This is a genomic window from Citrobacter freundii complex sp. 2025EL-00176 (genome assembly GCF_053309355.1).
In genome coordinates, this window is record NZ_JBRYHT010000022.1 from 1 (window position 1) to 12,395 (window position 12,395).

The 12,395-nt window shown below is 53.4% G+C and carries 9 protein-coding genes and 1 tRNA gene; 6 read left to right on the top strand and 4 right to left on the bottom strand.

The features are described from left to right. Positions 1-76 (bottom strand) — tRNA-Gly (locus ACVXHP_RS23310). A gap of 185 nt (positions 77-261) precedes the next feature. Then, complete coding sequence (orn, locus tag ACVXHP_RS23315) at positions 262-807, bottom strand: oligoribonuclease (RefSeq protein ID WP_006686300.1); 546 nt, start codon at positions 805-807, stop codon at positions 262-264. A gap of 105 nt (positions 808-912) precedes the next feature. On the opposite strand from orn, the gene rsgA reads away from it, so the two are divergent. The 3 genes from rsgA (at position 913) to mscM (ending at position 6,357) form a co-directional block, all read left to right on the top strand. After that, positions 913-1,965 carry a small ribosomal subunit biogenesis GTPase RsgA gene (gene rsgA / locus ACVXHP_RS23320; protein WP_200008169.1) on the top strand — a complete coding sequence of 351 codons (1,053 nt, stop codon included), beginning with the start codon at positions 913-915 and terminating at the stop codon, positions 1,963-1,965. Between the two features lie 91 nt (positions 1,966-2,056). Beyond that, a complete protein-coding gene (gene asd / locus ACVXHP_RS23325) occupies positions 2,057-3,025 on the top strand; it encodes an archaetidylserine decarboxylase (protein WP_447572251.1) in 969 nt (322 codons plus the stop codon). A gap of 17 nt (positions 3,026-3,042) precedes the next feature. After that, positions 3,043-6,357, top strand: a complete 3,315-nt coding sequence (gene mscM, locus ACVXHP_RS23330; protein ID WP_304702507.1) for a miniconductance mechanosensitive channel MscM — start codon at positions 3,043-3,045, stop codon at positions 6,355-6,357. A gap of 94 nt (positions 6,358-6,451) precedes the next feature. Here mscM and yjeM read toward each other — a convergent pair whose 3' ends face one another. Both yjeM and epmA read right to left on the bottom strand, forming a co-directional pair. Next, positions 6,452-7,954, bottom strand: a complete 1,503-nt coding sequence (gene yjeM, locus ACVXHP_RS23335; RefSeq protein WP_447572252.1) for a glutamate/gamma-aminobutyrate family transporter YjeM — start codon at positions 7,952-7,954, stop codon at positions 6,452-6,454. A gap of 213 nt (positions 7,955-8,167) precedes the next feature. Continuing rightward, positions 8,168-9,145: an elongation factor P--(R)-beta-lysine ligase gene (gene epmA, locus ACVXHP_RS23340; RefSeq protein ID WP_447572253.1), complete on the bottom strand. Its 978-nt coding sequence runs from the start codon at positions 9,143-9,145 to the stop codon at positions 8,168-8,170. A 324-nt stretch (positions 9,146-9,469) separates the two neighbouring features. On the opposite strand from epmA, the gene frdA reads away from it, so the two are divergent. Genes frdA through frdC form a run of 3 tightly spaced genes read left to right on the top strand, consistent with a single transcriptional unit; the run spans position 9,470 to position 12,393 of the window. Beyond that, positions 9,470-11,260 (top strand): fumarate reductase (quinol) flavoprotein subunit, encoded by a 1,791-nt coding sequence (gene frdA / locus ACVXHP_RS23345; protein ID WP_200008159.1) that lies wholly within the window; start codon positions 9,470-9,472, stop codon positions 11,258-11,260. Continuing rightward, positions 11,253-11,987, top strand: coding sequence for a fumarate reductase iron-sulfur protein (gene frdB / locus ACVXHP_RS23350; RefSeq protein ID WP_137384014.1), 735 nt, complete (start codon positions 11,253-11,255; stop codon positions 11,985-11,987). Before frdA ends, frdB begins: the two co-directional genes overlap by 8 nt. 10 nt (positions 11,988-11,997) lie before the next feature. Next, positions 11,998-12,393 carry a fumarate reductase subunit FrdC gene (gene frdC / locus ACVXHP_RS23355; RefSeq protein ID WP_006686290.1) on the top strand — a complete coding sequence of 132 codons (396 nt, stop codon included), beginning with the start codon at positions 11,998-12,000 and terminating at the stop codon, positions 12,391-12,393. The last annotated feature ends 2 nt before the right edge of the window (positions 12,394-12,395 follow it).

A 12,395-nucleotide genomic window follows, 5' to 3' on the forward strand; every position in this document is an offset into this window, starting at 1 on the left:
TGGAGCGGGAAACGAGACTCGAACTCGCGACCCCGACCTTGGCAAGGTCGTGCTCTACCAACTGAGCTATTCCCGCAAATTTGTTGCTGTCGTAATTCGCATTTCTGCGTCGTTACGGGAGGCGCATTATACGAGAAATCCGTTTAGCTGCAACCCCCCTGAATACGTTTTTTTTGAAAATTCGTTCAAGTGATTACTTTACAATCAGGCTGAACAATTTAGCGTCAAAAACCCGGTGACGCAAGCCACCGGAGAACAAAATCAAAGCTTAATAAAATGTTCGCGATAGTAAGCAAGCTCAGCAACCGACTCACGGATGTCGTCCATCGCCTGATGCGTTCCCTGCTTGGTGAAGCCAGCAAGGATCTCCGGCTTCCAACGACGCGCCAATTCTTTCAGCGTGCTGACGTCGAGATAGCGGTAATGGAAATACGCCTCCAGCTCGGGCATATATTTAAACAAGAAACGACGATCCTGACCGATGCTGTTGCCGCAGATAGGTGATTTCCCCGCCGGAACCCACTCTTGCAAAAAGGCCAGCGTGGCCAGTTCTGCTTCGCGATCGCCCATGGTGCTCGCCTTCACGCGCTCCACCAGCCCGCTACCGGTATGCGTACGTACGTTCCAGTCATCCATTAATGCCAGTTGTTCGTCGGACTGGTGCACCGCAATCGTCGGTCCTTCAGCCAGAATATTTAAGTTGGCATCCGTCACCAGCGTGGCGATCTCAATAATGCGATCGCGCTCGGGATCCAGACCTGTCATCTCCAGATCGATCCAAATCAGGTTGTTTTCATTGGCACTCATGCTATTTTCCACCCTTCAGCGTCACATTCAGTGTGACTATATTCATCTAAAATTGCGTGTATCATAAATGTTTTGCCCATCATGGGCGACCAGGAGCCAGTCCGATTGAGTAAGAATAAACTCTCCAAAGGCCAACAGCGCCGTGTGAACGCCAATCACCAGCGTCGTCTTAAAACGTCCGCGGAGAAGCCCGACTATGACGACAACCTGTTTGGCGAAACTGCTGAAGGCATCGTGATCAGCCGTTTTGGCATGCATGCCGACGTGGAATCTGCTGACGGCGACATTCACCGCTGCAACATCCGCCGTACAATTCGTTCGCTGGTGACCGGCGATCGCGTCGTCTGGCGACCAGGTAAAGCGGCCGCAGAAGGCGTAAATGTCAAAGGCATCGTTGAGGCGGTACACGAGCGCACCTCGGTACTCACACGTCCCGACTTTTACGACGGGGTAAAACCCATTGCTGCCAACATCGACCAGATTGTTATTGTCTCAGCCATCTTACCCGAGCTGTCGCTTAATATTATCGACCGCTATCTGGTTGCCTGCGAAACGCTACACGTCGAACCGATTATCGTACTGAATAAGATCGATCTGCTGGATGCCGAAGGTATGGCCTTCGTTAACGAACAGATGGATATCTATCGCAACATTGGCTATCGCGTGTTGATGGTATCAAGCCGCACTAAAGACGGTCTGAAACCGCTTGAAGAAGCATTAACCGATCGCATCAGCATTTTTGCCGGCCAGTCGGGGGTAGGTAAATCCAGCCTGCTCAATAATCTTCTCGGTTTGCAGGAAGCGATCCTGACCAACGATGTCTCCGACAACTCCGGTCTTGGGCAGCACACCACCACCGCTTCTCGCCTGTATCACTTTCCGCACGGCGGCGACGTTATCGACTCGCCGGGCGTACGCGAGTTCGGACTGTGGCATCTGGAGCCGGAACAAATCACCCATGGTTTTGTCGAATTCCATGACTACCTGGGCCATTGCAAATACCGCGACTGCAAGCATGATACCGATCCAGGCTGCGCTATCCGTGAGGCTGTAGAAAAAGGGGAAATAGCCGAAACTCGGTTTGAAAATTATCACCGCATCCTGGAAAGCATGTCGCAGGTAAAAACGCGTAAAAACTTTTCTGATACAGACAACTGACAACTAAGCTAAGCATCGCTAGAATCGTCCCCCTTTTTCAGGATCCGGCCCGTATGCCGGATCGGGAACAAATTATGGCCTGGAGGCTACCTTGTTAAACTCATTTAAGCTTTCGCTACAATACATTCTGCCGAAACTATGGCTCACTCGCCTGGCGGGTTGGGGTGCGAGCAAACGAGCGGGATGGCTGACCAAACTGGTGATCGATCTGTTCGTGAAATATTACAAGGTCGATATGAAAGAGGCGCAAAAGCCGGATACCGCCAGCTATCGCACCTTTAACGACTTCTTTGTTCGTCCCCTGCGCGACGAGGCTCGTCCAATTAACACCGATCCGAATGTACTGGTGATGCCTGCTGACGGCGTGATTAACCAGTTAGGGAACATCGAAGAAGACAAGCTGTTACAGGCCAAAGGGCACAGCTATACCCTTGAAGCGCTGCTGGCCGGCAACTACCAGATGGCGGACAAATTCCGCAACGGTACGTTTGTGACCACTTACTTATCACCACGCGATTACCACCGCGTCCATATGCCCTGTAACGGTATCCTGCGCGAAATGATGTATGTGCCAGGTGACCTCTTCTCTGTAAACATCCTGACGGCGCAAAACGTTCCGAACCTGTTTGCCCGTAACGAACGCGTTATTTGCCTGTTTGATACCGAGTTTGGCCCGATGGTGCAAATTCTGGTCGGGGCAACTATCGTTGGCAGCATTGAAACCGTATGGGCTGGTACCATAACCCCGCCGCGTGAAGGCGTAATTAAACGCTGGACCTGGCCGGAAGGTGAAAGCGAAGGGTCGGTGGCACTGCTGAAAGGTCAGGAAATGGGCCGCTTTAAGCTCGGTTCCACCGTCATCAACCTGTTCGCACCGGGCAAAGTTAACCTGGTTGAGCAATTGCAGGACCTTTCAGTCACGAAAATCGGTCAGCCAATGGCCATCTCAACCGAGACTTTCGTGACGCCAGAGGCAGAATCTGCCCCGCTGCCGAAAGAAGAGATCGAAGCAGAACACGACGCCAGCCCGCTGGTTGACGACAAAAAAGACGAAACTTAAACATAGGAATCGCTGCTGTGCGCCTGATTATCACTTTTCTGATGGCCTGGTGCCTCAGCCTGGGGGCGTACGCTGCGACGGCCCCCGACGCCAAACAACTCACCCAGGAACTGGAGCAGGCAAAGGCGGCGAAACCCGCTCAGCCAGAAACCGTCGAGGCGCTCCAGTCCGCGCTGAATGCCCTTGAGGAGCGTAAAGGATCTCTTGAGCGCGCTGAACAATATCAGCAGGTTATTGATAACTTCCCCAAGCTTTCCGCAACGCTACGCGCCCAGCTTAGCAATCTGCGTGACGAACCGCGCAACATACCAACCGGACTGACAACTGATGCGTTAAACCAGGAGATCCTCCAGGTCAGCAGTCAGTTGCTGGAAAAGAGTCGTCAGGCCCAGCAGGAGCAGGATCGCGCCCGGGAAATCGCCGACTCGTTAAGCCAGCTTCCTCAACAGCAAACCGATGCCCGCCGCCAGCTAAATGAGCTTGAGCGGCGAATTGGTACCGCCAACGCCAATCCCGCGCAGAATCAGGCGATGCAGGCTGAATCCGCCAAACTCAAAGCCCTGGTCGATGAGCTGGAGCTGGCGCAGCTTTCCGCCAATAACCGCCAGGAACTGGCGCGTATGCGCTCCGAACTGGCGGAAAAACAGAGCCAACAGCTCGACGCTTATCTGCAGGCATTGCGTAATCAACTCAACAGTCAGCGGCAGCGCGAAGCTGAGCGAGCGCTGGAAAGCACTGAACTGCTGGCGGAAAACAGTGCGGGATTGCCCGAAGGCATCGTTGACCAGTTCAAGGTTAACCGCGAACTGTCCCAGGCCTTAAACCAACAGGCACAGCGTATGGACCTGGTCGCATCGCAACAGCGTCAGGCCACCAGCCAAACGCTGCAGGTGCGTCAGGCGTTGAATACGCTGCGCGAACAATCCCAGTGGCTTGGGGTCTCGAATATGCTGGGGGAAGCGCTACGCGCACAGGTCTCTCGTCTGCCCGAAATGCCCAAACCTCAGCAGTTAGATACCGAAATGGCGCAGCTACGCGTGCATCGTATGCGCTATGAAGATCTGCTCAATAAACAGCCGCAACTGCGCCAGATCCATCAGGCCGATGGGCAACCGCTGACCGCGGAACAGAGCAGCATCCTCAACGCCCAGTTGCGCACTCAGCGTGAATTGCTGAACTCTCTGTTACAGGGTGGCGATACGCTGATCCTTGAGCTGACCAAGCTAAAAGTCTCCAATAGCCAACTGGAAGATGCGCTAAAAGAGGTCAACGAAGCGACGCACCGCTACCTGTTCTGGACGTCTGACGTCAGCCCTATCTCACTCTCCTGGCCTGTCGACATTGTTCAGGATCTGCGGCGTCTGATCTCATTAGATACATTTAATCAGTTAGGTAAAGCCAGCATCATGATGCTGACCAGCAAAGAAACGCTGCTACCGCTGTTCGGTGCGCTGGTGCTGGTTGGATTTAGCCTCTATTCTCGCAAACACTTTACCCGTTTTCTTGAACGCTCGTCCGCGCGGGTGGGTAAAGTGACCCAGGACCACTTCTGGCTGACGATACGCACGGTATTCTGGTCGATACTCGTCGCCTCGCCGCTACCGGTGCTGTGGGCCACCCTGGGTTACGGTTTGCAGGAAGCCTGGCCTTATCCGTTGGCCGTCGCGATCGGCGATGGCGTAACCGCCACAGTGCCCATGCTGTGGGCGGTGATGATTTGCGCCACCTTTGCACGCCCTAACGGTCTGTTCATTGCCCACTTTGGCTGGCCGCGTAATCGCGTCGCGAAGGCCATGCATTATTACCTGATGAGCATCGGACTGATTGTCCCGCTGATCATGGCGGTAATTATGTTTGATAACCTCAATGACCGGGAATTCTCCGCCTCATTGGGACGCTTGTGCTTCATCTTGATTTGCGGTGCACTGGCGGTCGTGACTCTGAGCCTGAAGCGCGCCGGGATACCGCTGTATCTCGATAAAGAGGGCAACAGCGATAACATGGTCAACAGCATGCTGTGGAATATGTTGATGGGCGCGCCGCTGATTGCCATCCTCGCGGCCGCTGTCGGCTATCTCGCCACATCGCAAGCTCTACTGGCGCGTCTGGAAACATCCGTGGCTATCTGGTTCTTGTTACTGGTGGTGTATCACGTTATTCGCCGTTGGATGCTGATCCAGCGCCGCCGCCTGGCGTTTGACCGCGCCAAGCATCGACGCGCCGAAATGCTGGCGCAGCGCGCGCGGGGCGAAGAAGAACCGCCGCACTCCACCAGTCTTGAAGGCGCGATTGACGTTGATGAAAGCGAAGTAGATCTCGACGCGATCAGCGCGCAATCGCTGCGTCTGGTGCGCTCTATTCTGATGCTTATCGCCCTGCTTTCAGTCATTGTGCTGTGGTCGGAAATTCATTCCGCATTCGGCTTCCTGGAAAACATCTCGTTGTGGGACGTCACCTCTACGGTGCAGGGTGTCGAAAGCTTAGAGCCGATCACGCTGGGCGCGGTGCTCATCGCAATTCTGGTGTTTATCATCACCACCCAGTTAGTGCGCAACCTGCCCGCATTGCTGGAGCTGGCGCTGCTGCAACATCTGGATTTAACCCCCGGCACCGGTTACGCCATCACCACCATTACCAAGTATTTGCTGATGCTGATTGGCGGTCTGGTTGGCTTCTCGATGATCGGCATTGAGTGGTCCAAACTGCAATGGCTGGTGGCTGCTCTCGGTGTTGGTCTGGGTTTTGGTTTGCAGGAGATCTTCGCCAACTTTATTTCCGGCCTGATTATCCTGTTTGAGAAACCGATTCGCATTGGCGACACGGTGACAATTCGCGATCTTACCGGTAGCGTGACGAAAATTAATACTCGCGCCACCACCATCAGCGACTGGGATCGCAAAGAGATCATCGTGCCCAATAAGGCCTTTATCACCGAGCAGTTTATCAACTGGTCGTTGTCAGATTCGGTCACCCGTGTGGTGTTAACTATCCCGGCGCCGTCAGAGGCTAACAGTGAGGAGGTCACGCAGATTCTGCTGACTGCCGCACAGCGCTGTTCGCTGGTTATCGATAACCCGGCGCCAGAAGTCTTTCTGGTAGACCTGCAGCAGGGGATTCAAATCTTCGAACTGCGTATTTATGCCGCAGAGATGGGACACCGCATGCCGCTGCGCCATGAGATCCACCAGTTGATTCTGGCGGGCTTCCGCGAGCATGGTATTGATATGCCATTCCCGCCGTTCCAGATGCGTCTGGAGAGCCTTGGCGGTAAACAAACAGGGAGAACGTTAAGCTCTGCGGGCAGAGGCAACCGCCCGGCGGGGAGTTTGTAGCGCATGATGTCGGCAAGAAATGCCGGATGGCGACCCATTGGGTCTTATCCGGCCTACGAAGATGCCTCTTTGTAGGCCGGAGCCGCCAGGACGGTTACTCCACCGCCCACTCAGGTTCGTTGGCCATGCGACGGTTATAGTTCTGATAAATCGCCATCGCCAGTAGCGAGAAGAAGATCGGACCGCCGGTCATCCACAATGCGCTGTTCCAGTCCCCGGCTTCAATCACCGGCTGGATGATGGTGAACACGTTGGCAAACGTCACCACCAATACCACCACGCCTGTTGTCAGTAACGTCGCCGCTCGCGTTTTAAAAATCACAAACGGCCTTTCCAGATCCGTACGCGCTTTAAAGAATGGGAAAGCCAGTGCGAGGAACAGATACGGCAGCGTCATTGAGACGTTCGCCATCAGGGTCAGTTTGTTATAAAACGCGGAAGCCGTGTCGCCACCAAATGAAACCAGTAGGATAAACAGGCTCACCAACAGACACTGCAACCACATTGCCGTCGTTGGCATCCCCACCGCATTCAGCCGGGTCATCGGCGCGGGCCACAATGCCTTCGGCGTTCCCTGAATAATCGCTTTCAGCGGCGAGTAGCTGAGCGTGAAAAAAGCGCCAGTATAGGCGAGGAACATAGAAAGACCGGTGATACGCGCGAACCATACGCCCAACGCCATAGCGCTTTCCGGGGAAAGGTGCAGCGCATTACCCAACGTCATCCCGAGGCTTTTCATCAGGATATAGGTAATGTTGCCGAGGTTGACCGAGCCATCACTTAATACCTGTTGCCAGTTGGTGCTAACGCCCCATAAAAATATGGCCAGTGAATAACCGACAGAAATGACAATAGCGGCAAAGACAATCCCTTTCGCGAAGTTCTTTTCTGGCTTTTCTGTTTTATCTACCAGTCCCCCTACGGCCTCAATTCCGCCGTAAGCAAATATAGCAAAAACAACAAATGACAACATTGCCAGACCGGACTGATATCCCGGATTAGGCGAGGAGATAAAATTAATATCCTGAGCAAAGTGGCCACCCGTTAATAACAAAATAGCGACACTCACTAACAACAAAACTAAATTAAGACACATTACGGCAATTCCACCTACAGCCGTAATACGGGCAATCTTATTAATTCCCCGGGAGGCCACGCAGGTCACCAGAATCATCCAGCCGACGGCGAGCAGACCGACAACCTGCGTAGGCTCAAGCCCCGCAATCCGCCAGTGCTGCGTCATGTCTGCACCAAATAAGAAGGTCGAAAAAGGCACCCAGACCTTTGCCGCCGTGCTTACCATCCATATCACATAGGAAGAAAACCACATAAACGTGCCGATAAACGCATAGCGTGGCCCAACGCTATTATTCATCCACGAATAGATTCCCCCCTCTTCTTTCCGATAGGCAGAACCCATTTCCGCCATCATTAAAGCAAATGGAATAAAAAATAATAATGCGGAAAATATATACCATGGAATCGCGCTATACCCCATTAAATAGAACGCGGAGGGGCTGTTAGCAAAACCAAAAACAGACGTAAATATCATAAGGATGAGACCAATCAGGCTCATCTTTTTTATTGTTTGGGTCATTAAACCATCCCTTACTCTGGCAAGCGTTTAACAAACGCCGCTCACCGATTGGCACTGCTCTCATTGCGGAGTTCAGCGATAAAAAATCAACACAGAATTGATACCTGAAAGATATCAAACATCCAGATGTAAATTGTGGCTATTAGAGGGTAAATGAAAAAATATGCTACAAAGTGGCGATATCTCCGCCACTTTGTATTGAGAGAGCGTAAATTACGCGCGATCGACGGTAAATGCGATAACCTCAGCCAGGCTTTCCGCGCCCAGCGCCAGCATGACCAGACGGTCAACGCCGAGCGCCACGCCAGAGCAATCCGGCATGCCCACTTTTAATGCTTCAAGCAGGTTGGTATCGATAGGTTGCTGTGGCAGGCCACGCGCGACACGTTTGCGGTTATCCTGTTCAAACCGTTGCTGCTGCTCGCGCGCGTCGGTCAATTCATGGAAACCATTCGCCAGTTCAATACCCTTGTAATACACCTCGAAACGCTCAGCCACGCGGTGATCTTCGGTACTGATTTGCGCCAACGACGCCTGGCTGGCCGGAAAATGGTACACAAATGTCGGTTTGTCTTTGCCGATATGTGGCTCAACGCCCATCGTGAACAGCAGTTGCAGTAAGGTGTCCCGGTCTTCTTCAGTATCGGCGATATTGCTGAGATCCAGTTTCGCCGCCACTTCCCGCAGTTGGGTTTTGTCTGCAGACAGTGGGTCTATTTCCAGATGGCGCTGGAAGGCTTGCTGATAAGAGAGGCTTTCCGCAGGAGAACAGTCCAACACCTGCTGGAGCAAATCATCCACTTCATTCATCAGGCGATACATATCGTAGTGGGGGCGATACCACTCGAGCATGGTGAACTCAGGGTTATGATGACGCCCCATTTCTTCATTACGAAAGCTGCGGCACAGTTGATACACCGGGCCACATCCTGCCACCAGCAGGCGCTTCATGTGATATTCCGGACTGGTCATTAAATAGAGATTCATTCCCTGGGAATGTCCAGGGCCAACGAAACGTGTTTCGAACGGGAACAGATGGATGTCCGTTACCGTTGCCTGACTCATACAAGGGGTCTCAACCTCAAGCACGCCACGATCGGCAAAAAAGCGGCGAATCTCCGCTATAATTGCTGCACGTTTTAACAGATTGGGGATGGACGCGCTCGGCTGCCAGGTTGCCGTTTCGCTCATGGTTGTTTCTCCGATTTAAGACAAGGGCACGAAGTCTACTCGTATCGCGCTAACGAGACAAATTTCACGCGGTAGTAATCAGCACTGGCAATCGGGTAAAAAAAGCGACATTGGGTGGTTTAGTAATTAAATTAATCAAATTCAATGATAATTCCCCCCTTTGACACGCTAAAAAAATCGAACACGTCAAATTTCCCGCACATCCCTAAGACTATACTATTGTACCTATAAAGGAGCAGTGGAAACGCGTTCATAACCTGTTTGAAGCCGATGAAGCATCTGATTTCAGGCGGGGATGAAATAACAACAATCTGGAGGAATGTCGTGCAAACCTTTCAAGCCGATCTTGCCATTATAGGCGCCGGTGGCGCGGGATTACGTGCTGCAATTGCTGCCGCACAAGCAAATCCCAACGCTAAAATCGCACTGATCTCAAAAGTGTACCCAATGCGCAGCCATACCGTTGCTGCCGAAGGCGGCTCTGCTGCTGTCGCGCAGGATCATGACAGCTTTGACTACCATTTTCACGATACGGTAGCAGGCGGAGACTGGCTGTGTGAGCAGGATGTCGTGGATTACTTTGTCCACCACTGCCCAACTGAAATGACGCAACTGGAACAATGGGGCTGCCCATGGAGCCGTCGTGAAGACGGTAGCGTCAACGTACGTCGCTTCGGCGGCATGAAAATCGAGCGTACCTGGTTTGCCGCGGATAAAACCGGCTTCCACATGCTGCATACGCTGTTCCAAACGTCTTTGCAGTTCCCACAGATTCAACGTTTTGACGAACACTTCGTTCTGGATATCCTGGTTGACGACGGTCATGCTCGCGGCGTCGTCGCGATGAACATGATGGAAGGCACGCTGGTGCAAATCCGTGCCAATGCAGTCGTGATGGCAACGGGCGGCGCAGGCCGTGTTTACCGTTACAACACCAACGGCGGCATCGTAACCGGCGACGGTATGGGCATGGCGCTGAGCCACGGCGTTCCGCTGCGTGATATGGAATTCGTTCAGTATCACCCGACGGGTCTGCCAGGCTCCGGTATCCTGATGACTGAAGGCTGCCGTGGTGAAGGCGGTATTCTGGTCAACAAAAATGGCTACCGTTATCTGCAAGATTACGGCATGGGTCCGGAAACCCCGCTGGGCGAGCCGAAAAACAAATATATGGAACTCGGTCCGCGCGACAAAGTTTCTCAGGCTTTCTGGCACGAATGGCGCAAAGGCAACACCATTTCCACCCCGCGTGGCGATGTGGTTCACCTCGACCTGCGTCACCTCGGCGAGAAAAAACTGCTCGAACGTTTACCGTTCATCTGCGAACTGGCGAAAGCCTACGTGGGTGTCGATCCGGTTAAAGAACCGATCCCGGTACGTCCGACCGCACACTACACCATGGGCGGTATTGAAACCGATCAGCACTGTGAAACCCGCATTAAAGGTCTGTTCGCTGTCGGCGAATGTTCCTCTGTTGGTCTGCATGGCGCTAACCGTCTGGGCTCTAACTCCCTGGCGGAACTGGTGGTCTTCGGTCGTATGGCCGGCGAACAGGCTGCGGAACGTGCTGCAACGGCTGGCGCTGCAAACAGTGCCGCGCTCGACGCGCAGGTTGCTGGCGTTGAAAAACGTCTGAAAGATCTGGTTAACCAGGAAGGTAACGAAAACTGGTCTAAGATCCGCGACGAAATGGGTCTGTCCATGGAAGAAGGTTGCGGTATCTACCGTACGCCGGAACTCATGCAGAAAACCGTTGATAAGCTGGCTGAGCTGCAGGAGCGCTTCAAGCGCGTGCGTATCACTGATACCTCCAGCGTCTTCAACACCGACCTGCTGTACACCATCGAACTGGGTCACGGTCTGAACGTTGCTGAATGTATGGCGCACTCCGCTCTGGCGCGTAAAGAATCCCGCGGCGCGCATCAGCGTCTGGATGAAGGCTGCACCGAGCGTGACGACGTAAACTTCCTCAAACACACCCTCGCCTTCCGCGATGCTGACGGCACGACTCGCCTGGAATACAGCGACGTGAAAATCACCACTCTGCCACCGGCTAAACGTGTTTACGGTGGCGAAGCGGAAGCAGCCGATAAGAAGGAGAAGGCGAATGGCTGAGATGAAAAACCTGAAAGTTGAGGTGGTGCGCTATAACCCGGAAACCGATACCGCGCCGCACAGTGCTTTCTACGAAGTTCCTTACGATGAAACCACGTCTCTGCTTGATGCGTTGGGCTACATCAAGGATAACCTGGCGCCGGACCTGAGCTATCGCTGGTCCTGCCGTATGGCAATCTGCGGCTCCTGCGGCATGATGGTCAACAACGTGCCGAAGCTGGCGTGCAAAACCTTCCTGCGTGATTACACCAGCGGTATGAAGGTTGAAGCGCTGGGCAACTTCCCGATTGAACGCGATCTGGTCGTCGACATGACGCACTTTATCGAGAGCCTGGAAGCGATCAAACCGTACATCATCGGTAACCCGCGTACACCGGATCAGGGTCCAAACACCCAGACTCCGGCGCAGATGGCGAAGTATCATCAGTTCTCCGGTTGCATCAACTGTGGTCTGTGCTACGCCGCGTGCCCGCAGTTCGGCCTGAACCCTGAGTTCATTGGACCGGCTGCGATTACGCTGGCGCATCGTTACAACGAAGATAGCCGCGACCACGGTAAGAAAGAGCGTATGGCTCAACTGAACAGCCCGAACGGCGTCTGGACCTGTACTTTCGTGGGCTACTGCTCCGAAGTCTGCCCGAAACACGTCGATCCGGCTGCGGCCATTCAGCAGGGTAAAGTTGAAAGTTCAAAAGACTTTCTTATCGCAACCCTGAAACCACGCTAAGGAGTGCAACATGACGACTAAACGCAACGCCTATGTGCGGCCAATGACGTCCACCTGGTGGAAAAAACTGCCGTTTTATCGCTTTTACATGCTGCGTGAAGGCACAGCCGTTCCGGCTGTCTGGTTCAGTATTGAACTGATCTTCGGCCTGTTTGCGCTTAAGCACGGTGTGGAATCCTGGGCTGGCTTTGTCGGGTTCCTGCAGAACCCGGTGGTGGTGATCCTTAACATCATCGCCCTGGCAGCCGCGCTGCTGCATACCAAGACCTGGTTTGAGCTGGCGCCGAAAGCGGCCAACATCATCGTAAAAGACGAAAAAATGGGGCCAGAGCCAATCATCAAAGGGCTTTGGGCGGTTACTGTGGTTGCGACAGTAGTAATACTGTTTGTTGCCCTGTTCTGGTAAGG